We start from the raw sequence: 24,607 nt of genomic DNA, 5'->3' as shown, positions 1-24,607 counted from the left end.
CCGGATGCCAACTCAGGACCGGATGCCAACTCAGGACCGGATGCCAACTCAGCGCGGCGCCGCCGCGGAAATCGTCGCGCGCATCTGTTCCTGGTATCGCTCGATGAACGGCAGGATCTGCTGATCGATGATCCGGTTGTACTCCTCGGGGCGCTGCATCGGATTGGCGTGTCCGGTATTTCGCGGCATGACGACCAACAGCGAGCCGTCGACGCCACCGGCCCGCTCGATGAGTACCTGATGGGAGTACTCGACATCCACCACCCGGTCGTTATCCGGATTGCGCGGGCGGATGAAGACGATGGCCGGGCGTGGTTTGCCGTCGGCGGGCCGGGACAGCGCGCGCAGATCGTTGATCGCACCGCCCGCCACGATCGCCAGGAACTGCGTCTCGATCAGGCCGTTGCTTGCCACGTCTTTGGAGAAGACCTTCTCGCGCAACACTTCTTCGACGACATCGCGCAATGGCTCGAGCCGGACCCCGGGCATCCCGTTGGCCCCGCGATCGACGAATCGGTCACGGCGCGCGTAGGTTTCGACCGCCAGCCGCAGGGTGCGGCTTTCCCGCGCCCCCGGCAGCCAGCCCATCCAGCGCACCATATCCTCGCCCGCACCGCGACTCTCCGGACGCACCGCATTCAAATCCACCGGCGTGCAGTCCAGCATCACTCCCACCAAGCGCAGGTCGCTGTCGAGGTGGATATGCCGCGCGACCTCGAGCGCGATGACCCCGCCCATACTGTGTCCGACCAGGACGACATTCTTCAGCCCCGACATCTGGGCGGCGCGGATGATCAGATCCGCGATCACCTTGGTGTCGATACCTTGATTGTCGTATTTTATGGCCCAGACCACTCCCATGTCGCTGAGGGCGGGCAGCGCGGCCGCGGTATTGCTGGCATTGAGTCCACCGAGACCGACCATATCGACGACGACCGTGTCCCAGTCGCGATCGTGCGCGGGGTTGGCGATCGGCAGGACAGCGGGTTCGGTGCGCGCGAGCCGATCGCGTTCCGGGGTGACGTCATGCACCCAGTACTGGGCGAACACGATTAGCCCAGCGAGCAATATCAAGGCGACCCGCAGCAGCGCCAACCTGGTACGGCGCAACGTCTGCCACCCGTGCCCGAGACGAGTCTCCCGAAGCCGGGCCCTCCGTCGCGCGTCGTCCCAGTCCGAGACGGTGGACGGGTGCCGATCGTCCAACGGCGACATCTTTTCCACTGTAGGTACGGTTCGCGAGTGCTGCCAGGCGAGTGCGCGTGGCAATCGCCGAGTTGGGGCGAAAATGTTCGCCGACAACCGGCCGCACACCCACGACCAGCAGGTCGAGGTGGCGCGCGCCGTCGCAGGTCTGCACATAGCTCGAGCGCTGGAATCTGGTGCCTACGTTCAGTGTTGAGCCGTGACGATGCCTGTGGCCGCGATCAGGGCAGTTCGCCGGTTTCGGCGAGGGTGGCGAGCTTGCCGAGGGAGATGCTCCAGCCGAGTTCGTTCTGGTCGAGCGGGACACCCTCGGGCAGTCCGTCGTGGACGGCGTTGATCTGGGTGCCGCCGTCGGCGTCGACCAAGTCGATTGTGATGGTCATCTCGCCGGTCACCGATGGATCGCCGGTCTCGAATTCGACGATCTGGACGACCTGCTCATCGGGCACCAGCCGCACGAAACGGCCGTGGAAGGTATCGGTCTGCGCGGTGGTTTTGCCGGTATCGGTCGGCTCGTCGTAGGTGAGCGATATGCGGAAGGTTCCGCCCTCGCGCGGGTCGAATTCGTGCACCTCGCTGGTCATCCCGGTCGGCACCTGCCAGGCTGCCACCGCGTCCGGGTCCAGCAGCAGGCGATATACGTTCGCCCGCGATGCTTTCACATGCCAGCCGATCCGAGTGGAAGCCACAGGTCGAACGATAGTCGTGCCGAGCCTGATTCGGGTCAGTCCGCACAATAGCCGCCGTTCACAGCTCACCGGGCCGCCGCTCATCCAACAGTCGCGCTGCACTCGCTACACAGCCAGAGCTATCAGTTGCCGGTCGATGCATCTCACCGAGACACCCCGCCGAGGAAACCTACTGGCCGAGCGCTGACCAACCGGGGGTGAACCAACCAGGTGCAGCCGCGGAGAACCGCTCGCGATCCCATGCACCAGCCCACGCAGGTACCGTGCCGACCAACTCGACCCCGGTAACCCGAGGCAGATCAGTGCGATTGCACTCCTCTGCCAACCCGGGCTCGTCCGGCCAGGAGCCGATCACAAGACCCGCACAGCGGACACCGGCTGACGACAGCGCGCGCGTGGTCAATTCGCTGTGGTTGAGAGTCCCGAGCCCGGCCGCCGCGACAACGAGCACCGGAGCGTCGAGCTTCTGCGCCAGCTCGAGCAGCGTGAATTCGCCGAGGCGGACCAGCAATCCGCCTGCGCCTTCGACCAGGGTCAGATCCGCATCGGCGAGTGAGTCGATGGCGGCGGCGGTTTCACTCAGCGTCAACAGCGGCTGCCCGCACCGACGCGCGGCGGTATCCGGAGCCAACGGATCGGGATACCGCGCGATCTCGACCGTTCTCGTGACACCGGTGAGGCGTTCGACTTCGGCGAGATCGCCGGGTTCGCTTGGCGCCACACCGGTTTGGGCCGGTTTGCACACCGCGACCGACCGACCGGCGGCCAGCGCGGTCGCGGCGAGCGCGGCGGTCACCACGGTCTTGCCGACCTCCGTGGAGGTACCGGTCACGAAAAGCACACTCATGCGATCACCAATCCACGCGCCTGCGCCAGCACCTCGCCGAGGACCGTTGCGATGGTATCGAGTTCGCCGGGAGTCAGATTCGCCCGCGCGGTGAGCCGCAGCCGCGATGTCCCCTCGGGCACCGTCGGCGGACGGAAACATCCGACATCGAGTCCACGTGCGCGGCATGCCTGCGCGGCGTCATACGCGACCTGCGCCTCGCCGAGCACCACCGAGACAACCGCCGAATCCGGTTCCGCCACACCGGCAATGCGCGCGATATCGGCTGCCCGCTCCAACACCCGACCCGCCATCTCGGGCTCTCGACGCAACAACCGCAGCGCCGCCCGCGCCGCACCGACCGCGGCGGGTGCGAGTCCGGTATCGAAGATGAACGTGCGCGCCGCATCGATCAGATGCGCACGCACCCGCTCACTGGCCAACACCACACCGCCCTGTGCGGCAAAAGCTTTCGACAGGGTCGCGGTCACGACAAGATCCGGTTCCCCGGCCAAACCGACCTCGTGCACCAGCCCGCGCCCACCCGCGCCGCGCACACCGAGCCCGTGCGCCTCATCCACGATCAGTACCGCGCCATTCGCCCGGGTGACCCGGTGCAACTCGGCCAGCGGAGCCATATCACCGTCGGCGCTGAATACCGAATCGGTAAGTACCAGTGCCCGTTCCTCGCTCCGCTCGGCCAGCAACCGCTCGACCGCCTCGACATCGCAGTGCGCGGCGATCTCCACGCGCGAACGCGAGAGCCGGCAGGCGTCGACCAGCGAAGCGTGGCTGGCCGCATCGGAAACGACCAGCGCGCCCCGCCCGGCGAGTGCGGTCACCACTCCGAGATTGGCGGCGTAGCCGGAGGCGAAGACCAAACCGGCCTCGGCGCCGACGAATTCGGCGAGTTCGGTCTCCAGCTGCTCGTGTTCGGCGGTGGTGCCGGTGACGAGCCGGGATCCGGTGGACCCGGTGCCCCAGCGTCGCACGGCCTCGATCGCGCCCTCGATGACCTCCGGATGACGTACCAGCCCGAGGTAGTCATTGGAGGCGAGGTCGATCGATGGCGACTGTGCCGCACGGGGTCGCAGCTCACGGCGCAACCCGACGCGCACGCGCTCGGCGGCACGTTCGTCGAGCCAGCCCAACGGATCGGTAGTCACAGCTCCGCAGCATACTTGAACACCGTTCAAGCCGCATGGGCGGGGGCTGGTGCTGGTACCGTTGGAGCCAATCGTTGAAGGTCGCCACCGACCGACGGTGGCGCGGCATTTCCGCCAAAGGGAGTAGGGCCGAATGCCACGGTGGGCGATAGTCGTCGAAGAGACAACAGGTTCCGGCGATCACAAGCGTTGGTCGCCGCGGGTTCTCGCGGAGGTGATCGGCACGCGCGAGCAGGCCGTGGCCAAATTGCACTCGCTCGTGCCCACTTTCACCCCGCAGCATCCGAGACTTCCGGGTCGCCGTGTGCTGCTGCGCGATGGCGACACCTACCTGCTGATCGCATCCGGCTGGGCCGACGACTACCACTGCGTCTTCCGGGTCTGGGAGATCGTCTCCGACACCGACCGTCCCGAGCGCGCGGGAACCGAGCACGACACCCGCAGACGCGCCTGACATGTCAGGCCTGGGCGGCGGAGACCATACCGGCGGTGATGCGTTCGATGTCGTCGGTTGTGCTGATGAAGGGCGGCATGGTGTAGATCAGATCGCGGAAAGGGCGCAACCAGACGCCCGCTTCGACGGCGGCGTGGGTGGCCTTGCGCATATCCACCGGATGATCGAGTTGCACGACGCCGATCGCCCCCAGCACCCGCACATCCGCCACCCCGGGCAGCGAACGCGCCGGGGCCAGACCGGCATTCAGCTCCGATTCGATACGGGTCACCTCGGCGCGCCAATCCCGTTGCAGCAGTAGCTCGATCGAGGCCACCGCGACCGCACAGGCCAGCGGATTACCCATGAAGGTCGGACCGTGCATGAGCCCGCCGTGCTCGGCGCTGATGGTCTCCGCGATCCGGGAGGTGCAGAGCGCGGCGGCCAAGGTCAGATACCCGCCGGTCAGCGACTTGCCGACACACATGACATCCGGACTCACCCCGACGTGATCGGCCGCGAAAAGCGCTCCGGTGCGCCCGAATCCGGTCGCGATCTCATCGAAGACCAGTAGCACCCCGTATTCGTCGCTCAGGCGCCGCAGATCGGTCAGATACCGCGGATCGTGCCAGCACATCCCGCCCGCACCCTGTACGACCGGCTCCACGATGACGGCCGCGAGTTCCTCCGCATGCGCGGCCAGCAACCGTTCGAACTCGGCCACGTACTCGGCCGAATACTCACGCGGCGGTGCCGGTGCGAAGATCTGCTCGGCGAGCACATCGGTCCACAGCGCATGCATGCCGCCCTGCGGATCGCACACGCTCATCGGCGTGAAGGTATCGCCGTGATACCCGCCGCGCCAGGTGAGCAGCCGCCGCTTCTCCGGCTTACCCGCGGCGCGCCAGTACTGCAGGCACATCTTCACCGCGACCTCGACCGATACCGAACCGGAGTCACACAGGAATACCTTGTCCAGACCGGCGGGCGTCAGCTCGACGAGCAACTCGGCGAGTCGGGCTGCCGGTTCATGGGTGAGCCCGCCGAACATCACATGACTCATCCGCTGCGACTGCGCCACCAGCGCGGCATCCAGTACGGGATGCCGATAACCGTGGATGGCGGCCCACCACGAACTCATCCCGTCGACCAATTCCCGACCGTCGGCGAGGGTGAGCCGGGTTCCGGAAGCACCGGAAACCACCAGCGGTTCGGTCGTCGCGGGAAAACCGCCGTAAGGATGCCAGACATGCTCGGCGTCGATGGCGGTGATTTCGTGAGGGGTCAGGGGGGTGGCAGCCGGCCGAGCCGGCGGGGTGGGTGAACTCATGCCACAGGATTCCTCGCGGTCGCGTGACAGCCCAGCAGGGCTTGAACGGTGTTCAAGTTACCACCGGAGCTGCGCGCGCACGATCCCCCGTCGAATTCCGCACCGACACGACCGTTCCGACGTATTCTTTGACTCAGTCAAAGATTGGGAGCCGCCGTGACCACCGTTGCCGCCGCCGATATCGACGCCGTGCGCGAATTCAACCGCCGCTACACCCGAGTCATCGGGGTGCTGCGGGAGGGCCTGCTGGACAGCGAATATTCACTCACCGAAGCACGAATCATGTTCGAACTGGCCAACTCCGGCGCGAGCGAGGTCGTCACGCTGCGCCGCACGCTCGACCTGGACCCCGGCTATCTGAGCCGCATCCTGGCCCGCTTCGAAAAGGACGGACTGGTCCAGCGCAATCGCTCGGAAAGCGATGGGCGACGCCAAGAGGTCCGGCTGACCGACCGCGGCAGGGAGATCTTCGCCGTGCTCAATCAGCGCTCGAGCGCGGAAGTCGGCTACCTCCTCAATGCGCACAAACCGGCCGAGCGCGCACGCCTGATCACCTCCATGCGCACCATCCAGCGCATTCTCGACGGGCCAGGCCTCGGCGAATTGGTGCTTCGCACCCCGAAACCAGGCGATTACGGCTGGGTCATCCAGCGCAATGCGGCGCTCTACGCCGCCGAATACGGGTGGGACGCCAGCTACGAGGCACTCGTAGCCCGCATCGTCGCGGACTATCTGGACGACCACGACAAGCATCGCGAACACGCCTGGATCGCCGAATACGACGGCGAGCCGGTGGGCTGTGTTTTCTGTGTCTCGGAGAACGAGACCACGGCCCGACTGCGGCTACTGCTGGTCGAGCCGACCGCGCGCGGCCTCGGCGTCGGCTCCGCCCTGGTCGAGCGCTGCGTCCGATTCGCCACCGAGGTGGGCTACCGCGACATGGTGCTGTGGACCAACGACATCCTCACCTCGGCGCGGCATATCTATCAGCGCGCGGGTTTCGAACTCGTGGAATCGAATCCGCACCACAGCTTCGGCCACGCTCTGGTCGGCCAGACCTGGCGACTGACGCTGCCGACGCGGCAGTGAAACTCAGTCGATCAGTGCCTCGTGTACGCGGCTCAGCGATTGCCGCAGCTCAGCCAGCCCTCGCTCGCTCAGAGTCGCCACCAGCTTCCGCTCGATCCGCCTGATCCGCTCCGCCGCCACGCCGAGCACCGCATGCCCCTCGGCAGTCAGCACGACGAGCCGTGCCCGCCGATCATCCGGTCGACCTTCCTTTCCACATACCCGCACCGCTCCATATGCGGCACCAACTCCCCCATCGACTGCTGGGTCATGCCCGCTTCCTCGGCCAACGTACTGATACGCGACCCATTGGCGCTGGCATTGCTGTGGGATTACCAGGACGGCTATCTCGCGGGCACCCCGGTCTGGCTGCAGCATGCGGTATTCGGCGGACTCGCCCGCCTGGCCACCCGGATCGGCTACCGGCGGCGCTGGCTCGAAACCGGCCCCGACCAGGACTGACTCGCCCGGTCGCAACCACCCGCACGGAGCGCGATCCGGCTGGCGCTAGTGTCGTTGACATGGCTCAGCCCGACGCAGCGCCCGGTGAGGTGACACCCCTCGGTGTCTGGCCCGGCACCGCCTACCCACTGGGCGCGACCTACGACGGCGCAGGCACCAATTTCTCGGTGTTCTCCGAGGTTGCCGACGCGGTCGAACTGTGCCTTATCGCCAGGGACGGCACCGAAACCCGAGTGCCGCTGGAAGAGGTCGACACCTACGTCTGGCACGCCTATCTCCCGACCATCGGACCCGGCCAGCGCTACGGCTTCCGGGTGCACGGACCCTACGATCCCGAGCACGGATTGCGCTGCGATCCAAGCAAATTGCTGCTCGATCCCTACGGCAAGGCCTTCGACGGCGAATTCGACAACGACTCCTCGCTCTACACCTACGGCGAGGATTCGCTGGGGCACACCATGACCGGCGTGGTGATCAACCCGTTCTTCGACTGGGGCGCCGACCGTCCACCGAATCGGCCCTACCACGAGACGGTCATCTACGAGGCGCACGTCAAGGGCATGACGATGACCCATCCCGACATTCCGGAGGAACTACGCGGAACCTACGCCGGTATCGCACATCCGGCGATCGTGGAACATCTGAAGGAACTCGGCATCACCGCGATCGAGCTGATGCCCGTGCACCAATTCCTGCACGACCGCGTCCTTTTGGATCAGGGCCTGCGAAACTACTGGGGCTACAACAGCTTCGGCTACCTAGCCCCGCACAATGAATACGCGGCCAGCCCACGTGGCGGTGCGGCTGTCACCGAATTCAAGGCCATGGTGCGCGCACTGCATGCCGAGGGCATCGAGGTGATCCTCGATGTCGTCTACAACCACACCGGCGAAGGCAATCATCTCGGGCCGACCCTGGCCTTCCGCGGGATCGACAATGCGGCCTACTATCGCCTGGTCGACGAGGACCCGTCGCACTACATGGACTACACCGGCACCGGTAACAGCCTGAACGTGCGCCACCCACATACGCTGCAGCTGATCATGGACTCGCTGCGCTACTGGATCCTGGAGATGCACGTCGACGGGTTCCGCTTCGATCTCGCCGCCACGCTGGCCCGGGAACTGCACGATGTCGACCGGCTCTCGACCTTCTTCGATCTGGTGCAACAAGATCCGGTGGTCAGCCAGGTGAAGCTCATCGCAGAGCCCTGGGACGTCGGCGAGGGCGGCTACCAGGTCGGCAATTTCCCCGGCCAGTGGACCGAGTGGAACGGCAAGTACCGCGACACCGTCCGCGACTACTGGCGCGGGGAACCCGCGACCCTCGGCGAATTCGCCTCCCGGCTCACCGGATCCTCGGATCTGTACGAGGCCACCGGGCGCAGGCCGAGCGCGAGCATCAACTTCATCACCGCACACGACGGCTTCACGCTGCGAGATCTGGTGTCCTACAACGAGAAACACAACACGGCCAATGGCGAGGGCAATCGCGACGGCGAGAGCTACAACCGCTCGTGGAACTGCGGGGTGGAAGGTCCCACCGACGATCCGGAGATACTCGCATTGCGCGCCAGGCAGAGTCGCAATCTGCTGGCCACGGTGGTGCTCAGTCAGGGCACCCCGATGCTCGCCCACGGCGACGAGATGGGCCGCACCCAGCAGGGCAACAACAATGTCTACTGCCAGGATTCACCGCTGGCCTGGATGGATTGGTCGCTGATGCAGACGAATTCGGACCTGTTCGAATTCACCAAGCGGGTGATCGCACTGCGCACAGCGCATCCGATATTCCGGCGCCGCCGCTTCCTCGCGGGCCGGCCGATCCGCTCGAAAGAGCACGCCCGCGATATCGCCTGGCTCACCCCGGCCGGTGAGGAGATGACACCCGCCGACTGGGACAGCGGTTTCGGCAAGTCGCTGACGGTCTATCTCAACGGCCTCGGCATCAACGAACCCGGCCCGCGCGGCGAGCGCATCACCGACGATTCGTTCCTGCTGTGCTTCAACGCCCACGACAGTGGTCTCGACTTCGTACTGCCCGATCCGGAATACGGCGCCGAATGGGCTGTCGCACTGGATTGTTCGGTGCCCGACGGCCGCGCCGACGCCACCTATCCGGCGGCGAGCACCGTCGCCGTCCCCGCCCGTTGTCTGCTCGTCCTCCACTGCCCCGCATAACCGAAACCGCCGATGACCGAGACACCGAAGATCGAGACGCTCAAGTCCGATATGCAGACCCACCACACCGACCCCATCTCCCGCGGCCGCACCCCGGCCCGGCAGACGACGGTCCGCAGCACCTACCGACTCCAGCTGCGCCCCGACGCGTTGACCTTCACCGATGCCCGAGCGATCGCGGAATACCTACAGCAGCTGGGTATTTCGCATCTGTACCTGTCGCCGATCCTGACCGCGACGGTCGGTTCGACGCACGGGTACGACGTCACCGATCCCACCGCGGTTTCGGCGGCCCTCGGCGGCCCGGCCGGACTCAAGGCACTCGCGGACGAAGTGCGCAGCCGCGGTATGGGGTTGATCGTCGATCTGGTGCCCAACCACGTCGGCGTGGCCGATCCCCGGCAGAACCCGTGGTGGTGGGATGTGCTGCGCAACGGCCGCGAATCACAGTTCGCGCATTTCTTCGATATCGACTGGAGTGCGGGCAATGGCGCGGGCGGCCGGCTGGCGCTGCCGGTGCTGCAGAGCGAAAACGATCCGGCCGCACTGACGGTGGACCGGTCCGGTTCGGAACCGATGCTGGCACTGCACGATCTGCGCTTCCCCATCGCGGCGGGCACCGACGGCGACAACGCGCTGCGCATCCACGACAAACAGCACTACCGGCTGGTCAGCTGGAAGGCCGGGCTGTGCACCTACCGGCGGTTCTTCGCGGTCAGCAGCCTGGCCGCGGTGCGCCAGGAGGATCCCGAGGTTTTCGAGATCACCCACCGCGAGCTGGCCGCGTGGTGCGAACACGATCTGATCGACGGCGTCCGGGTCGACCATCCGGACGGATTGTCCTATCCCACGGCGTATCTGACGAAGCTGCGTCGACTCATCGGCCCGCACCGGCTACTACTCGTGGAAAAGATCCTCGCCAACCGCGAACCGCTGGACAAGACGCTGCCGGTCGACGGCACCACAGGCTACGACGCCCTGTCCGACTACGGCGGCGTGCTGATCGACCCCGACGGCGAACAGACGCTGACCGAACTGTCACGCAAAGTCGCCGGGCACGGCAGCGACCGCGCCTGGATCGGCGAAACCGAACACCGCATCAAACGCGCGGTGGCGGAGAATATCCTGGCCCCGGAGATCCGGCGCCTAATCGCCGCGATCAAGCGCGACGCGCATGCCGAAAGCTTCGACACCATGGCCTTGACCAATGCCACCATCGAGGTGCTGGCCTTCATGCCGGTCTACCGGGTGGATTACGCGCCGCTGGCGGGTATGACCGGCGCGGTGGTCGCCGAGGTGGAGAAGCGCAATAACGAACTGACGGTGCCGCTGAGCGTGCTCGTGGCGGCGCTGGCGTCCGATGGCGAGGCGGCCGTCCGATTCAGCCAGGTCTGCGGTGCGATCACCGCGAAGGCGGTTGAGGACACCATGTTCTACCAGGCGGCGCGGCTGGTATCGCTGCAGGAGGTGGGCGGCAATCCGGCCCGATTCGGCCACTCGCTCAACGAATTCCACCTGTCCAATAGCGAACGCGCGCAACGCTGGCCCGCCACCATGACCACACTGTCGACGCACGACACCAAGCGCGGAGAGGATGTGCGCGCCCGGATCGGGTTGCTGTCCCAGGCCGCGGAGACCTGGGCGCGTGCCGTCGAATCCTGGCAGGAGATCACCCCGGGTCCCGACGGCGCGACGACATTGTTCCTGCTGCAGAACATGTTCGGCGTCTGGCCCGCCGACGGCCGGCCGGCCTCGTCCGTGGCCGGACTGCGCGAGCGACTGCATCTGTTCGCGGAGAAGGCGATTCGCGAGGCCGGTGTCCATACTTCCTGGGAGGAACCGGATGTCGGATTCGAGAAGAAGGTGCACGGCTGGCTGGATGCGGTGATCGATGGGCCGGTCGGCTCCGAAATCGGTGATCTGGTACACGAACTCGCCCCGCACGCCTGGTCGGATTCGCTGTCACAGAAGCTGCTGCAGCTGTGCGGGCCCGGAATTCCCGATATCTATCAGGGCTGCGAGCTGTGGGAGGACACGCTCGTCGATCCGGACAACCGCCGCCCGGTGGACTTCGCGGCCCGTGCTGGACTGCTGCAATCACTCACCGGTACACCGGCTTTGGATACCACCGGCGCGGCCAAGATGTGGATTGTCGCCTATGCGCTGTGGTTGCGCCGCGAACGTCCGGACTGTTTCGTCGGCGGCACCTACCTGCCGCTGTTCGCCACCGGCGAGCAGGAGAGCAGGCTGGTCGCCTATGCGCGCGGCCGGGCCGGTGAGACGCCCGAGGTGATCGTGGCCGCCACCCGGCACAGCCTCGGTCTGGCCGAAACCGGGTGGGCCGATACCACTTTGGAGCTGCCACAGGGCAACTGGACCGACCGGCTGACCGGCCACACCTTCCAGGGCCGAGCCCGATTGGAAAAGCTGTTCGCCCGGCTGCCGGTGGCGCTACTCGTGCGCTGAGGGCTCCTCCGGCGTGATGGCCGTTACCGTGCCGGTCTTCTCGATCAGCGTCTCGGGCACCATCCCGTCGTTGTCCTTCAGCCAGCGCCGCAGATTCGCGGGGCGGTAGTCCGTGGCGTCGTGCGCGGTGGAGGCCAGGCGCACGCCGCGGTCTCCGTCGGTGTACAGCCGCCGCCAGGAATCCCAGTAGAACCGCGGATTCCTCGGCTGGCGAACGGTGCGCAGCACATTGAGGATTCGGTATCCGATGCCGAGCGAGCGATGCAATTCCATATGTTTCGCACCCGAGGCCGCGCACCGCTGGGACAGCCCCTCCAGCCGGTCGCGGTCGAAGACGAGTCCGACCGCCTCGGCCTGTTCGACCATCCAGCGCAGCGTGATATCGGAGAGTCCGCATTCCTTGTAGCCGCCGCCGATATCGCTGTGCACGCCCTCGAACCAGACTTGCTTCACCCGGTCGTAGTCGCGGGAGTACTTCACATCCGGTTCGATCGGCACCTCCCAGAGGCACGGTTCGAAATTGCGCCGCCGCTCATCGAGTGCCAGTGCCTGCCGCGCGCAGTAGACATTGCGTCCGAGCTTCACATCGTGGAACCGGTGCCGCAGCGACGTCAGTCCGGGCACGCCGAGTGCGCCGACGGTATCGAAGACCCCGATGAAGTCGATCTTGGCCGGAGCATCCCAGCAGTTCGCCTTGCGGAAGTCGATCCACTCCTGCGGCTCCTTCGGATCCGGATTCTCCGGGGTCCGCTGTGGCGCGGGCTGATGGTGAATCCGCAAGGCGTCCGGGTACTTTCCCTCGATCATCGCATCGGGTGTCATGATTCCGATGCGGCCGATCAGACCGGCCAGGCTACGCGCGGTGTACGCACCGCGGCTGAAACCGAAGATGTAGATCTCGTCCCCCGGCTGCCAGTTCAGTGCCAGATGCCAGTACGCCGAGGACAGATTCGCCTCGAGTCCGAGTCCGAACGCACCACCCATCAGGCGGTCGGCCAGGAAGCCGCGCGCGCCGGGCCCGGATACGTAGCTGACCCACTGCGGGATCGACTCCCCCGACGGTCCCGGCGCCTCGTACCGGATCGTCTGCGCGATCTTGATGATATTCGATACCGTGCTGCTGGATTCGGCCTTCCAGGTGCCGTCGCAACAGACCACCAGTCGTTTCATAGGTAGATCCTCCGCCCCGATTACCGTCGAAACCTGCGTACTCGACTACCCGAATCATCGAGGCGTCCGCGGCAGATGTTAATGAAAATGTTGTCTTTCAACGCAAGGGGCCCGCTCCGAACGGGATTTTCGCGAGTATTCCGGCGCGGCTGCGACCGGGTGGGATCGCCGAATACCGCTGCCACCGAAGCGGCGATGAAACGGTTGTCGGTCACTCGGGTTCGGTCGGCGGTTACGGTGAGCAGATGCTCCACGGAAGAGAAGTCGAACAAGCTCGGATCGATCGGCTTCTGGAGGCGGCTCGCGCCGGACGCAGCGGGGCGCTCGTGGTGCGCGGCGAGCCAGGGATCGGAAAGACGGCGCTATTGGATCATGCGGCGGCGCAGGGGATTCCGGCGGTGCGCAGTGCCGGAATCGAGTCCGAGGCGGAATTGCCGTTCGCGGGGCTGCATCTGCTGATCAAGCCGGGAATGGCACTGGTGGACGGGTTGCCCGCACCGCAGCGGGATGCGCTGCGCGGGGCATTCGGTCTGGCACAGCATGATCCGGCGGATCGGATGTTGATCGGGTTGGCGGTGCTGTCACTGCTGGCGGAGGAGGCGGCCGAGGGGCCGCTGCTGTGTTTGATCGATGACGCGCATTGGCTGGATCGGGCGACGGCCGAGACGCTGCTGTTCGCGGCCCGGCGACTCGATGCCGAGGGCGTGGTGATCATCTTCGCGACGCGGACCGGCGAACAGGATTTTCCCGCGCCCGGCCTGCCCGAACTCGCGCTGACCGGCCTGGCGCAGGAGTCGGCGGCCGCGCTGGTGGACAGTCGCGGTCCGGATCTCTCGCCCGCCATTCGATACCGATTACTCGCCGAGGCGCGCGGTAATCCGCTCGCGCTACTGGAGTTGCCCGCAGTTCTGGCGGCTGAGGGCAACGATTCCGGTCAGGGGCCGAATCCTCTGCCGCTCACACAGCGGCTCCAGGTGGCATTTCACGGCCAAGTGACCAGGCTGCCTTCAACCACCCGGACGTTGCTCCTGATTGCGGCCGCGGCGGGCACCAACGATCTCACCACGGTGCTGCGTGCGGCCGACGAGTTCGGGGCACAGCTATCGGACCTACAGCCCGCCGCGGACGCCGGGTTGGTCGGTAGTGATGGCGTGAGTGTGAGTTTCCGGCATCCCCTGCTGCGCTCTGCGGTCTACCAGGGTGCGCCGCTGACGCAGCGGCTCGCCGCGCACGCCGCCCTCGCCGCCGCATTGACCGAACCCGAGAACGCCGACCTGCGCGCCTGGCATCTGGCCTCGGCGGCGACCGGACCGGATGAGGCCACCGCAGCAGCGCTGGAGGACACCGCCGATCGCGCGCGTCGGCGCAGCGGCTATTCCGGTGCCGTCGCCGCGTACGAACGCGCCGCGGGTTTGAGCACCGACGCGTTTGCCCGCGTTCGACGGCTGGTGGCTGCCGCCGAAACCGCGGGCGAGGCGGGACAATTGGACCGCGCCGGCCGACTGGCCGATCGTGCGGCCGGTTTGAGCACCGACCGAATGCTCGGGGCCCGACTGGATCTGGTTCGCGCCACTGCGGAATTCGGTGCGGGCAAACCACTCTCGGCGCATCGGCTATTGCTCACGGGTGCCGATCTGGTGCGCACCGACGATCCGCCCCGTGCCGCCCGCATCCTCATGCAGGCGGTGCACACGGCCTGGTATCTCGGCGCACCGGAACTCGCCGAGATCGCCGCGCACATCAACGCATTGGACCTGCCCGACGCCGAACCGATGACACCCATCGCCCGCTACACGGTCGCCGGCATCGACGGCCGATTCACCATCGACCTGCGCGACGCGGCCGCCGCCGCCCGCCGCAACGGTGCGGACAGCCCGCGCGATCTGGTGCAGATGTGCGGCGTCGGGCTGGTCGTCGGCCAGGACGAACAGTCCGCGGAGCTGGCGCAGACCCTCATTGCCGAATGCCGCGACCAGGGCCGCATCGCGCTGCTGCCGACCCTGCTGTTCTTCCGCGCCGAGACCGAACTGTTCCTCGGCCGACCGCGCGAGGGTCGCATCGCCGCACTCGAAGGACTGCGGATCGCCGAGGATATCGGGCAGCGGCATTGGATCAGCCAGATGTCGAGCTATCTCGCCTATCTGGCGGCATTGGAGGGGCGCGAACAGGATTGCCGCGGGTTGGTCGACCGTGCCCTGGCCGAAGAACTCGGCGGTGCGGCCGCGCCCGGCGCACCGTGGACGCAGGCGGCGCTCGGCGTGCTCGATCTCGGCCTCGGCAGAGTCGACAGCGCGCTGTCCCGGCTGGAGCTGTTGACCGTGGAACCCGCGCGCCACCACGTGATCGGTTTGCGCGCCCTGCCAGATCTGATCGAGGCGGCGGTGCGCATGGGCAGCCCCGAGCGAGCGGGTGACGCGCTGGATCGGCTTCGCGGCTGGGCGAAAGTCTCGCAACAAGAGTGGGTCACCGCGCTGGTCGAGCGCTGCCTGGCATTGACCGGGCCGGAAGCCAAGGCGGAGAGCCACTTTCAAGCTGCACTGGCACACGGCGGGCGGCCCTTCGAACAGGCCAGAACCCAATTGCTTTTCGGTGAATGGCTACGGCGCAACCGTCGAAAGTCCGAGGCGCGCAACCAACTTCAGCCCGCCTTGGAAACCTTCGACCGTCTCGACGCCGCACCGTGGGCCGAACGCACCCGTACCGAACTCGCCGCCCTCGGCGTCGGCACCACAACCCGCCCCACCACGGGCGTCCTCGCCCGCCTCACCCCGCAGGAACTCCAGATCGTCCGCCTCGCCGCCCAAGGAATGTCCAACCGCGACATCGCCGCCCAACTCTTCCTCAGCCCCCGCACCATAGGCCACCACCTCTACAAGGCCTACCCCAAACTCGGCGTCCTCTCCCGCACCGAACTCCCCGACCTCCCCCTCGACGTCGCCTAGGCCTGGATCAAGATCAGGTGGCTGGGGCTTCTCGGACGATGCCAGCATGGATTCCACCTGATCTTGAAATGTGGGTGCCGTCCATGGCCACGTCGACTGTTTGGTTGGCTGAGCTGCGGTGGGTCCTGTGGTCGGGCACCGACTCCTCGTGTTCGGTGGCCTCGGATAGTTTGCCGTCCTGTGGTTTGCCGGGGTAATGCTGGGCGCGTCGAGTGCCGTACCCGGCTTACCTTCCGCAGTCAGGCGCAAATGCCCGCACCTTCCAGCTCAGTCGACCGGCTGTGGTTGCGTTCTCGGGCATTGTCGAAAGTAGTCAAATGGTGGTTGATGGTGGGGTTATGGGCCACCAATTGACTGCGCTCGATGAGCTCGAGCCGCCATTTGACTCCCCTCGGCGGGCGCGGCGGGCTGTTCGATGGTTCCGGCACCGCGGAGAGCGATCCTGGTCAGGGACGATGCAGCGTTTGCCTACGCTGTGCCGCGGGCGGCTACCCGGCCGATAAGCCAGCGGCCGGTTGCGGCCCCGGCGGCGACCAGCACCGCGACCTGCAGCGACCCGGTGATCAGCGCGAGAACCAGGCAGATGACCAGACCGAGGGCGAGCGCCTCGAGTTTGTACATCGGCCACGCGCTGCCAGCGATATCCACCGCCGTGGGGCGAGCCTGAAGGGGGACCACTGCCATGTCGTCAGGCTACACGGATGGGGAAGTTCGGGCTACCTAACATTTCGGCGGGAACAGAGGCGGCCGCCGCGTTGTTGCGGGTGTCATGCCATTGACAGGTGAGTACGCACCGAGCACATCCGATTGGGCCCGTCAGCAGGCCGAGCTGATCGAGAATTCCGGCGGCACTGAGGGCCTGACCCTGCAGGGCAAGCCCGTCATCGTCCTGACCACCAAGGGCGCGAAGACCGGGCTGCTGCGCAAGACCGCGCTGATGCGGGTGGAGCACGACGGCGAGTACGCGGTCGTCGCCTCGCTGGGCGGCGCGCCGAAGCATCCCGTCTGGTACTGGAACATCAAGGCCGAGCCGCATGTCGAGCTGCGTGACGGCTCCGTGAACAAGGACTACACCGCACGCGAGGTCTCCGGCGAGGAGAAGGCGCTGTGGTGGGAGCGGGCGGTCGAGGTCTGGCCCGATTACGCGAACTACCAGACCAAGACGACCCGCGAGATTCCGGTTTTCGTCCTGACTCCGCGGTAGCTCCGGCCGGGAACCGGCCGTTTGCCCTCCTCCGACGCCCACCCGACGCGTCCGCCCGACGTGGCGGGTGGCACCATATTTCGAGTGTCCAATCCGCTTGAACTACTCGACGACCAGTCCACTTCTCGTCCCGCGCTGACCGCAGACGAGATCGACGCCGCCGCCAAGCGAATTGCCGACATTATCGAGCCCACCCCGCTGCAGCACAGTCCCCGGCTGTCCGCGCTGACCGGGGCCCAGGTCTACCTCAAGCGCGAAGACCTCACCGCCGTCCGTTCCTACAAGCTGCGCGGCGCCTACAACCTGATCGTGCAGCTCACCGACTCCGAGCGAGCCGCGGGCGTGGTCGCGGCCAGCGCCGGTAATCACGCCCAGGGCGTGGCCTTCGCCTGCAATGCGATGGGCATCAAGGGCCGCATCTATGTACCGACCACCACACCGAAGCAGAAGCGTGACCGCATCAGGGTGCACGGCGGCGAGTTCGTCGAGCTGATCGCGGTCGGGGAAACCTACGACGCCGCCGCGGCGGCCGCCGCCGAGGATGTCGAGCGCACCGGCGCGACCATGGTGCCGCCGTTCGACGATCCGCGCACCGCGGCGGGACAGGGCACCATCGCGCCCGAAATTCTGGAACAGCTCGGCGGTCGCACCCCCGACCTGGTGGTGATCCCGGTCGGCGGCGGCGGGTGCCTGGCGGGCATCGGCGCCTACCTGCGGGAGCGCTCGCCGAGCACCGGCATCCTCGGTGTGGAACCGGCGGGCGCGGCCTCGATGACCGCGGCGCTGGTCGCGGGCGGCCCGGTGACGCTGCCGGAGATCGATCCGTTCGTCGACGGCGCCGCGGTGCGCCGGATCGGCCGCCTGCCCTATGCGGCGATCGCCGCATTCGGCGGCCGGGTGGTCTCGCACGGCTCGCTGCCGCTGCTGACCGCGACCGAATCACCAAGTGGCGCAGGCGCTTTCCGCATGATGCAGGTCGATGAGGGCGCGATCTGCACCACCATGCTCGAGCTGTATCAGAACGAGGGCATCATCGCCGAACCCGCGGGCGCGCTATCGGCGACGGCGCTGGCCGAAATCACGATCGAACCCGGTTCGACGGTGGTGTGCCTGGTCTCCGGCGGCAATAACGATGTGTCCCGCTACGGCGAGATCATCGAGCGCTCGCTGGTGCACCGCGGCCTGAAGCACTATTTCCTGGTGGACTTCCCGCAGGAGCCGGGCGCGCTGCGGCGCTTCCTCAACGAAGTGCTCGGTCCCGACGACGACATCACCCTGTTCGAGTACGTCAAGCGCAACAACCGGGAAACCGGGGCCGCGCTGGTCGGTATCGAACTCGGTGCGCCGGAGGGGCTCGGCCCACTGCTGGAGCGGATGGAGGACTCGCCGATCCAGTGCGAGCGATTGGATCCGGGCTCCCCGGCCTACCGCTACCTCACCTAGAGAGCCCGCTGCGGCCGCGCGGACATCGTCCGCGCGGCCAGTTCCAGCGTTTATGCAGCCTCTGGCGTCTCCACCACGGTGACGGACCGGCGGGTCGCGCGCACGCCCGTCATGACCATCGGCAACAGCCAACCGGCCGCGGCCTGGTCGATGCTCAGCTGCGCGGCCGAGAGGCGATTGTGGACGAATCCGACGGAGAGGCCGAGGCGGGGTTCGGCCCAGCCGAAGGAGCCGCCGAGGCCGATATGACCGAAGCCGCCGTGTGCGCGCGGCATCGGTAGTGAGTGATAGCCGAGGCGCCAGAGCATCGGCGCGTAGAACAGGGTGCGGTCGAGCCGGTAGGTCCGAATTCGACTGAGCGCCTTGATGGTTTGCGGCGTCAGATACTGTACGCCGCCCGCCATGCCGCCATTGGCAAGCGCGCCGTACATGGTGGCCAGCGCGGGGGCGGTGCAGACGCCGTTGCCCGCACCGAGTTCGGTATCGAGGATCGGCGGGATTTCACCCTCCAGGATGGTCTCCAGTCCGGGCAGGAACAGGCACCGCGCGGCCGCGCCGAGCGCACCGGGCAGACCATAGCTGCGACCCAAAACCCTTGTGCTGACCGGCTTTCCGATCAGACTGAGCTGGGATCCCGCCAACGGCGCGTAGACGGTCGACGATTGCGCGGACGGCCTGCCCAGGTGCAGACCGTCGATGCCGAGCGGTTCGGCGACCTCGGTGCGGAACAGCTCCGCCATCCCCTGGCCGGTGATGGCGCGGGCCAATCCGGCGAGCAGCCAACCGAAGGTGAGCGCGTGATAGGCCGGAGTGCCGAGCAGACGATCGGGTTTCGCGGCGGCGAGACGTCGCTCCATCAACTGGTGGTCGAGCACATCCTCGAGCCCGGCCGCGATCGGGTTGAGGCCACCGAGTCCCGCGCTGTGCGTCATCACCTGACGAATGGTGATATCGCCCTTGCCGTTCTGGCCGAACTCCGGCCAGTACTCGGCCATCGGCGCTTCGTAGTCGAGCAGACCCCGATCGGCCAGCCGGTGGATGACCGTCGCGGTGATGCCCTTGGTGGCGGAGAAGATGATCGCGCCGGTGTGCTGGCTCCAGGGTTTGTCACCCGCGCTCCCGGTCCAGATATCGACCAGCGGCTCACCGTGCAGATGGACGGCCAACGCGCCGCCCGCCCCCCGACGGCGCCCGAAGACCTTCGCGAATGCGCGTACCAATGGTGCGAATTCGGTGGCGGCACTGCCACCCACCCCATCGGGGAGATTCGCTAGGTCCCCGGGTGAAGCCACGTTGCTCATATTCCAAAGGTAATGGCGCTGGTCACACTCGGCAATATTGTGTCTCGGACAGTTATATTCAGGAGGTTTTCGGTAACCGCTTTCCGACCTGGGGTTCTGCTATGCGCCCGCGAGTATCACGAACGAGTGGCCCGGTATCTCCGTCGCGGAGACGCCTTCGGTCGCGGGTTCCCAAGACAGCAGCGAAAGACCAGCGATAGGCACGCTGACCTGCTCTTCGGAGAGATTGCACACCAACGTCAGCGGGCCCCGGCGCACCGCGATCCAGCGGGCATTCTCGTCATAGTCGACAGATACGTGCGTGAGCCGCGAGTCCGTTATTTCGGCTCGCTCGCGTCGCAAACCGATCAGCTTTCTATAACAGGACAGCAGCCGTGTGTGTCGATTATGTTCGAGTTCGGACCAATTCAGCTTCGACCGCAGGAAGGTTTCGGGATCCTGCGGGTCCGGAATCTCGGCGCTGTCCCAGCCGTGTTCGGCGAATTCGCCCTTGCGGCCGGTGGCGGTGGCGGCCGCGATCACTGGATCTGTGTGCGAGGTGAAGAACTGGAACGGGGTGCGCGCGCCCCACTCTTCGCCCATGAACAGCATGGGCGTGTATGCCGAGAACAGCACCAATGCGGCTTTGATCGCCAGCTGCCCGTCGGTCAGGTAGGCGCTGGGACGGTCCCCGATCGCCCGATTGCCGATCTGATCATGGGTGCAGGTATAGGCGAGCAATGCGCTCGCCGGGACGAGCCGGGTGTCGATCGGACGGCCGTGTGTGCGACCGCGGAAGCTGGAATACGTTCCGGCGTGGAAGAATCCGCGCGTCAGCGTCTGGGCCAGGCAGCGCAGCGAACCGAAATCGGCGTAGTAGCCCTGGCGTTCACCGGAAACCGCGGTGTGCACCGCATGGTGCAGGTCGTCGTTCCATTGACCGGTCAGCCCGTAGCCGCCTGCCGCGCGCGGGGTGATGAGCCGCGGATCGTTGAGGTCGCTCTCCGCGATCAATGTCAGCGGCCTGCGCACATGTGCGGCAAGGGATTCGGTGTCGGCGGCCAGTTCGGCGAGCAGGTGGGTGGCGGTGCGGTCGACGAGTGCGTGCACCGCGTCGAGTCGCAGTGCGTCGATATGGAAATCGCGCAGCCAGCGCAGGGCGTTCTCGATTATGAAGCGGCGCACCGGATCCGAGTCGGGACCGTCGAGATTGAGGCTCTGTCCCCAGGTATTGCGGCCTTCGGTCAGATAGGGCGCGAAGCGGGGCAGATAGTTGCCGGAGGGACCGAGATGGTTGTGGACGACATCGAGGGCGACCGCCAAACCCCTTGCGTGGCAGGCATTCACGAAGCGCTGCAAACCATCGGGTCCGCCGTAGGGCTCGTGGACCGCATACCAGAGCACACCGTCGTAGCCCCAGTTGTGGCTGCCGTCGAAGGCATTGACCGGCATCAACTCGACCATGGTTACGCCGAGCTCGACGAGGTGGTCGAGGCGCTCGACGGCGGCGTCGAAGGTGCCCTCGGGGGTGAAGGTGCCCAGATGCAGTTCGTAGATGATCGCGCCCGCCAAAAGGCGGCCGGTCCAGTTGGCATCGGTCCACCCGGCCGGATCGAGGGCATGCAGCGCCGAGCGGCCGTGCACGCCGTCGGGCTGGCGCGCCGAGCGCGGGTCGGGCAGGACGGTCGGGTCGTCGTCGAGCAGGTAGCCGTAGCGCGTACCCGGTACGGCGTGCACATCTGCCCGCCACCAACCGTCAGGCGACCTTGTCATCGGATGTACGGCGCCATCGACCTCGATGCGCACCCGTTCCGGTCGCGGGGCCCATACCTCGAACAGGGTCACCGAGCCAGCATCGCATGTCGGCGATCGCACGGCCCGCCGACACATGACGCGCCCTTTCCGACCGACTGACCATTGCCCGCGGCGCGCGGATCCTGACAGAGTGGGTACGTGGGCATCTACAACGATCAGTTCGTGCCGCGGCTGGTGAATCTGGTCTGCGGGGCCAAGATGAACAATCCGCAGCGCGAGCGCGCCTGCGCCGGACTGCACGGGCGGGTGATGGAGCTCGGCTTCGGATCGGGACTGAATATCCCGTTCTATCCGGCTACCGTCGAGTCGATCAGCGCCGTGGAACCCGCCGATCTCGGCTGGCGCCTGGCGGACAAGCGGCTGGCCAAGGCCACCGTGCCGATCGAACGCGCCGGACTCGACGGCCAGTCGCTGCCCTTCGCCGATAACAGCTTCGACTCCGCACTCTCGACCTGGACGATGTGCACCATTCCGAATATCGCGGCCGCGCTGGCCGAGGTGCGCAGGGTGCTCGTTCCTGGCGGAACCCTGCATTTCGTCGAACACGGGCTCGCGCCGGATCCGGGCGTCCAGACGTGGCAGCACCGGTTGAATCCGATCGAGAAGGCGATTGCGGGCGGCTGCAATCTCGATCGCGATATTCGTGGCACCGTCGAGAGCGCCGGATTCGAGATCCGCGAGCTCGACGAGTTCTATGCGGACGGGCCCAAATTCCTCGCCGCGCTGTCGCTCGGAGTCGCGGTCTCGCCGTAGTCCGATCCATATTGGACCAATTAGTTCAAAACATGCTAGCTTGAACGCATGGCACGACCGAAGGCATTCGACGAGGACCGGGCGGTGGACGCGGCCATGCGGGCGTTCTGGTCCGCGGGCTACGAGGGCACCTCGACCCAAGACCTCTGTGACGCAACAGGTCTGGGCCGCAGCAGCATCTACAACACCTTCACCAGTAAGCACGAACTGTTCGACCGGGCACTGCGGCGGTATATGAGCAGCAAGAACGCCTCGATCTTCGAAGTGCTCGACGGCGACCTGCCCGCGCGGGCGAAGATCCGGACGCTACTGCGCCAGACCATCGACGCACCGGCCGACGATCCCATCGGCTGCCTGGTGGTGAACTCGACGGTCGAGTTGGCGCCGCGCGATCCGGAGGTGGCGGCGACATTGCACGCCGACCTGGAGCGCAGGCTCGACGCACTGACCACGGTTATCCGCGCCGGCCAGCGGTCCGGCGAGATCGATGCGGGCAAAGATGCCCGCACGCTGGCCCATTTCGTGATCACCACGATCAGCGGTATGCGCGTCGCGGCGCGGGGTGGAGCCGATAAGGGAACCCTGGAGGCGATCGCCACGACCGCATTGAGCGTCCTCTGACTTCGGCCCACCAACGTTCAGAGGACTTGCGAGGCGGCTGTCCGCTGGCGCCACCGCTGCAACGGATTCCGTTCACGCGAACGTGAGGCAATAGCCGGAACCAGACCACCAGCGCGCCGTGAAGTGGCTTGGCACAGCGTTCGCCCCGAGCAGCACACCGCCGTTACTTTCTGCCTCAATTTTGAACCGATCAATCCAAAATAAGAGAGGACCGCAGGGATGCCATTCGCCGTCTACGTACTCGGGCTATCGATATTCGCCCAGGGCACCTCGGAGCTGATGCTCTCCGGCCTGCTCACTCAAATGGCCGCCGATCTCGGCGTCTCGATCCCCCAAGCGGGCCTGCTGATTTCGGCATTCGCACTGGGCATGCTCGTGGGCGCGCCCGCGCTGGCCGTAATCACCCTGCGCTGGCCACGCCGCACCGCACTGCTGGTCTTTCTCGGGGTGTTCATCGCCGCGCATGTGGTGGCCGCGTTGACCCCGGGCTACTGGGTGCTCTTCGGAACCAGGGTGGTCGGCGCATTCGTCTACGCCGGATTCTGGGCGGTCGCCGCGACCACGGCGCTGAGTCTGGTACCGGAGAACGCGCGTGGTCGGGCAATGAGCATTGTCGCGGGTGGGCTGACCGTGGCCAATATCGCCGGGCTCCCGGCAGGTACGGTGATCGGCCAGCACTTGGGCTGGCGGGCCGCGTTCTGGGCGGTCGCCATCCTCTCCGCGCTGGCCATGGCTGGGGTAGCGGCCAAGATTCCGGGCGGACGTCCCGCCGAGGTGCCGAACCTGCGCCGCGAACTGCGCACGATGATCAATCCGCGCCTCTGGCTGTCCTACAGCACAACCGCGCTCTCGACCGGCGCGCTATTGGTGATCTTCGCCTATCTCGGCGCGCTCCTGTCCCGCACCACCGGAATCGCGGAGAGCTGGATTCCCTTGGTACTCACGCTGTACGGAATCGGCGCGCTGATCGGCATCACGGTCGGCGGCCGAGCAGCCGATGCCCATCCATTCCGAGTACTGACCGTCGGCATGATCGGGTTGATCATCATCTCAGCAGTGCTGGCACTGACCGCAACGATGCCCGCGCCGGTCGTACTCCTCGTTTTCCTATTGGGCGCTTTCGGATTCGCCACGAATCCCGCCCTGAACACCCGCGTATTCGCGCTGGCCGGGGCTGCACCAACCCTCGCCACCGCGGTCAACTTCTCCGCGTTCAATGTCGGCATCACGGTCGGCCCGTGGCTCGGTGGCCTGGCCATCGGCGGCAACCTCGACTACCCCTCGGTCGCCTGGATCGGTGTTGCCCTCGGCTTCGCGGCACTGGCCACCGTCGCTTGGGCGGCCGCACTACACCGCCGACCCCAGCAAGTCGAGACGATCAGCCCCGCGGATCGGACAGTGGCCGAACTTACTGTCTGAACGCGTAGCTCCAGATAGACGTTATCGCCCGGATCGACGTTGTCCTCGCGGTCGCGGCACTGGCCGCCGTTGGTTGGGTGGCTGCGCTACACCGCTTGGCCCAGCAGGCCCCGAGGGTCAGCCTGGTGGATTGC

21 protein-coding genes are annotated in these 24,607 nt (G+C 66.5%); 11 read left to right on the top strand and 10 right to left on the bottom strand.

All coding sequences use genetic code 11. From position 1 onward, the window contains the following. Positions 1 to 48 precede the first annotated feature (48 nt). The 4 genes from ACZ60G_RS28750 to ACZ60G_RS28735 form a co-directional block, all read right to left on the bottom strand. Positions 49 to 1,215, bottom strand: a complete 1,167-nt coding sequence (locus tag ACZ60G_RS28750) for an alpha/beta fold hydrolase (protein WP_465813779.1) — start codon at positions 1,213 to 1,215, stop codon at positions 49 to 51. Between the two features lie 212 nt (positions 1,216 to 1,427). Then, complete coding sequence (locus ACZ60G_RS28745) at positions 1,428 to 1,895, bottom strand: SRPBCC family protein (RefSeq protein WP_465813778.1); 468 nt, start codon at positions 1,893 to 1,895, stop codon at positions 1,428 to 1,430. Between the two features lie 169 nt (positions 1,896 to 2,064). Beyond that, positions 2,065 to 2,742, bottom strand: a complete 678-nt coding sequence (gene bioD, locus ACZ60G_RS28740) for a dethiobiotin synthase (protein ID WP_465813777.1) — start codon at positions 2,740 to 2,742, stop codon at positions 2,065 to 2,067. Continuing rightward, on the bottom strand, positions 2,739 to 3,887 hold the full coding sequence (locus ACZ60G_RS28735) for an 8-amino-7-oxononanoate synthase (RefSeq protein WP_465813776.1): 1,149 nt from the start codon (positions 3,885 to 3,887) through the stop codon (positions 2,739 to 2,741). The genes bioD and ACZ60G_RS28735 overlap by 4 nt, the downstream gene beginning before the upstream one ends. Before the next feature lie 133 nt (positions 3,888 to 4,020). Here ACZ60G_RS28735 and ACZ60G_RS28730 point away from each other — a divergent pair, with 133 nt between their 5' ends. Then, positions 4,021 to 4,341, top strand: a complete 321-nt coding sequence (locus ACZ60G_RS28730; RefSeq protein WP_465813775.1) for a hypothetical protein — start codon at positions 4,021 to 4,023, stop codon at positions 4,339 to 4,341. Between the two features lie 4 nt (positions 4,342 to 4,345). Here ACZ60G_RS28730 and ACZ60G_RS28725 read toward each other — a convergent pair whose 3' ends face one another. Then, positions 4,346 to 5,650: an adenosylmethionine--8-amino-7-oxononanoate transaminase gene (locus ACZ60G_RS28725; protein WP_465813774.1), complete on the bottom strand. Its 1,305-nt coding sequence runs from the start codon at positions 5,648 to 5,650 to the stop codon at positions 4,346 to 4,348. A 156-nt stretch (positions 5,651 to 5,806) separates the two neighbouring features. Between ACZ60G_RS28725 and ACZ60G_RS28720 the strand changes: the two genes are divergently transcribed. Further along, positions 5,807 to 6,739 carry a bifunctional helix-turn-helix transcriptional regulator/GNAT family N-acetyltransferase gene (locus ACZ60G_RS28720; protein ID WP_465813773.1) on the top strand — a complete coding sequence of 311 codons (933 nt, stop codon included), beginning with the start codon at positions 5,807 to 5,809 and terminating at the stop codon, positions 6,737 to 6,739. A 3-nt stretch (positions 6,740 to 6,742) separates the two neighbouring features. On the opposite strand, the gene ACZ60G_RS28715 is transcribed toward ACZ60G_RS28720, so the two are convergent. Further along, positions 6,743 to 6,892 carry a hypothetical protein gene (locus tag ACZ60G_RS28715; protein WP_465813772.1) on the bottom strand — a complete coding sequence of 50 codons (150 nt, stop codon included), beginning with the start codon at positions 6,890 to 6,892 and terminating at the stop codon, positions 6,743 to 6,745. A 96-nt stretch (positions 6,893 to 6,988) separates the two neighbouring features. Between ACZ60G_RS28715 and ACZ60G_RS28710 the strand changes: the two genes are divergently transcribed. From ACZ60G_RS28710 to treY, 3 genes are read left to right on the top strand one after another with little or no spacing between them, the layout of a single operon-like run. Continuing rightward, positions 6,989 to 7,180 carry a hypothetical protein gene (locus ACZ60G_RS28710; protein WP_465813771.1) on the top strand — a complete coding sequence of 64 codons (192 nt, stop codon included), beginning with the start codon at positions 6,989 to 6,991 and terminating at the stop codon, positions 7,178 to 7,180. A 59-nt stretch (positions 7,181 to 7,239) separates the two neighbouring features. Beyond that, on the top strand, positions 7,240 to 9,360 hold the full coding sequence (gene glgX / locus ACZ60G_RS28705; protein ID WP_465813770.1) for a glycogen debranching protein GlgX: 2,121 nt from the start codon (positions 7,240 to 7,242) through the stop codon (positions 9,358 to 9,360). A gap of 51 nt (positions 9,361 to 9,411) precedes the next feature. Then, positions 9,412 to 11,826, top strand: coding sequence for a malto-oligosyltrehalose synthase (treY, locus tag ACZ60G_RS28700; RefSeq protein WP_465813851.1), 2,415 nt, complete (start codon positions 9,412 to 9,414; stop codon positions 11,824 to 11,826). Here the strand turns inward: treY and ACZ60G_RS28695 are convergent. Further along, a complete protein-coding gene (locus ACZ60G_RS28695; protein ID WP_465813769.1) occupies positions 11,812 to 12,996 on the bottom strand; it encodes a DUF2235 domain-containing protein in 1,185 nt (394 codons plus the stop codon). The genes treY and ACZ60G_RS28695 overlap by 15 nt on opposite strands. 245 nt (positions 12,997 to 13,241) lie before the next feature. On the opposite strand from ACZ60G_RS28695, the gene ACZ60G_RS28690 reads away from it, so the two are divergent. Further along, positions 13,242 to 15,938, top strand: coding sequence for an ATP-binding protein (locus ACZ60G_RS28690; RefSeq protein ID WP_465813768.1), 2,697 nt, complete (start codon positions 13,242 to 13,244; stop codon positions 15,936 to 15,938). Between the two features lie 468 nt (positions 15,939 to 16,406). Here ACZ60G_RS28690 and ACZ60G_RS28685 read toward each other — a convergent pair whose 3' ends face one another. Next, positions 16,407 to 16,622 (bottom strand): hypothetical protein, encoded by a 216-nt coding sequence (locus ACZ60G_RS28685; RefSeq protein WP_465813767.1) that lies wholly within the window; start codon positions 16,620 to 16,622, stop codon positions 16,407 to 16,409. An 85-nt stretch (positions 16,623 to 16,707) separates the two neighbouring features. On the opposite strand from ACZ60G_RS28685, the gene ACZ60G_RS28680 reads away from it, so the two are divergent. Together ACZ60G_RS28680 and ilvA are read left to right on the top strand one after the other, a co-directional pair. After that, positions 16,708 to 17,142: a nitroreductase family deazaflavin-dependent oxidoreductase gene (locus ACZ60G_RS28680; RefSeq protein ID WP_465813766.1), complete on the top strand. Its 435-nt coding sequence runs from the start codon at positions 16,708 to 16,710 to the stop codon at positions 17,140 to 17,142. 84 nt (positions 17,143 to 17,226) lie between these two features. Further along, complete coding sequence (gene ilvA, locus ACZ60G_RS28675) at positions 17,227 to 18,585, top strand: threonine ammonia-lyase IlvA (protein ID WP_465813765.1); 1,359 nt, start codon at positions 17,227 to 17,229, stop codon at positions 18,583 to 18,585. 50 nt (positions 18,586 to 18,635) lie between these two features. Here the strand turns inward: ilvA and ACZ60G_RS28670 are convergent, their stop codons facing one another. Together ACZ60G_RS28670 and treZ are read right to left on the bottom strand one after the other, a co-directional pair. Further along, a complete protein-coding gene (locus ACZ60G_RS28670; RefSeq protein ID WP_465813764.1) occupies positions 18,636 to 19,886 on the bottom strand; it encodes a serine hydrolase domain-containing protein in 1,251 nt (416 codons plus the stop codon). 99 nt (positions 19,887 to 19,985) lie between these two features. Next, the gene (treZ, locus tag ACZ60G_RS28665; RefSeq protein WP_465813763.1) at positions 19,986 to 21,710 is read right to left on the bottom strand and encodes a malto-oligosyltrehalose trehalohydrolase; all 1,725 of its coding nucleotides are present in this window, start codon (positions 21,708 to 21,710) and stop codon (positions 19,986 to 19,988) included. A 108-nt stretch (positions 21,711 to 21,818) separates the two neighbouring features. Here treZ and ACZ60G_RS28660 point away from each other — a divergent pair, with 108 nt between their 5' ends. From ACZ60G_RS28660 to ACZ60G_RS28650, 3 genes are all read left to right on the top strand, one after another. Continuing rightward, positions 21,819 to 22,433: a class I SAM-dependent methyltransferase gene (locus tag ACZ60G_RS28660; RefSeq protein WP_465813762.1), complete on the top strand. Its 615-nt coding sequence runs from the start codon at positions 21,819 to 21,821 to the stop codon at positions 22,431 to 22,433. A gap of 48 nt (positions 22,434 to 22,481) precedes the next feature. After that, positions 22,482 to 23,054: a TetR/AcrR family transcriptional regulator gene (locus ACZ60G_RS28655; RefSeq protein WP_465813761.1), complete on the top strand. Its 573-nt coding sequence runs from the start codon at positions 22,482 to 22,484 to the stop codon at positions 23,052 to 23,054. Positions 23,055 to 23,273: 219 nt separating this feature from the next. After that, positions 23,274 to 24,473 (top strand): Cmx/CmrA family chloramphenicol efflux MFS transporter, encoded by a 1,200-nt coding sequence (locus ACZ60G_RS28650; RefSeq protein ID WP_465813760.1) that lies wholly within the window; start codon positions 23,274 to 23,276, stop codon positions 24,471 to 24,473. Positions 24,474 to 24,607: the final 134 nt, after the last annotated feature.

This window comes from Nocardia sp. NPDC102475, assembly GCF_055584605.1.
Note: the sequence above shows the minus strand (reverse complement) of the source record. Positions and strands in the feature narration are given on the sequence as shown.

Excerpts from the sequence above, each read along its gene's own strand:
- ACZ60G_RS28750 (WP_465813779.1), bottom strand. The coding sequence starts at position 1,215 with ATGTCGCCGTTGGACGATCGGCACCCGTCCACCGTCTCGGACTGGGAC.
- bioD (WP_465813777.1), bottom strand. The coding sequence starts at position 2,742 with ATGAGTGTGCTTTTCGTGACCGGTACCTCCACGGAGGTCGGCAAGACC.
- ACZ60G_RS28730 (WP_465813775.1), top strand. The coding sequence starts at position 4,021 with ATGCCACGGTGGGCGATAGTCGTCGAAGAGACAACAGGTTCCGGCGAT.
- ACZ60G_RS28725 (WP_465813774.1), bottom strand. The coding sequence starts at position 5,650 with ATGAGTTCACCCACCCCGCCGGCTCGGCCGGCTGCCACCCCCCTGACC.
- ACZ60G_RS28710 (WP_465813771.1), top strand. The coding sequence starts at position 6,989 with ATGCCCGCTTCCTCGGCCAACGTACTGATACGCGACCCATTGGCGCTG.
- glgX (WP_465813770.1), top strand. The coding sequence starts at position 7,240 with ATGGCTCAGCCCGACGCAGCGCCCGGTGAGGTGACACCCCTCGGTGTC.
- treY (WP_465813851.1), top strand. The coding sequence starts at position 9,412 with ATGCAGACCCACCACACCGACCCCATCTCCCGCGGCCGCACCCCGGCC.
- ACZ60G_RS28695 (WP_465813769.1), bottom strand. The coding sequence starts at position 12,996 with ATGAAACGACTGGTGGTCTGTTGCGACGGCACCTGGAAGGCCGAATCC.
- ACZ60G_RS28690 (WP_465813768.1), top strand. The coding sequence starts at position 13,242 with ATGCTCCACGGAAGAGAAGTCGAACAAGCTCGGATCGATCGGCTTCTG.
- ACZ60G_RS28685 (WP_465813767.1), bottom strand. The coding sequence starts at position 16,622 with ATGGCAGTGGTCCCCCTTCAGGCTCGCCCCACGGCGGTGGATATCGCT.
- ACZ60G_RS28680 (WP_465813766.1), top strand. The coding sequence starts at position 16,708 with ATGCCATTGACAGGTGAGTACGCACCGAGCACATCCGATTGGGCCCGT.
- ACZ60G_RS28670 (WP_465813764.1), bottom strand. The coding sequence starts at position 19,886 with ATGAGCAACGTGGCTTCACCCGGGGACCTAGCGAATCTCCCCGATGGG.
- ACZ60G_RS28655 (WP_465813761.1), top strand. The coding sequence starts at position 22,482 with ATGGCACGACCGAAGGCATTCGACGAGGACCGGGCGGTGGACGCGGCC.
- ACZ60G_RS28650 (WP_465813760.1), top strand. The coding sequence starts at position 23,274 with ATGCCATTCGCCGTCTACGTACTCGGGCTATCGATATTCGCCCAGGGC.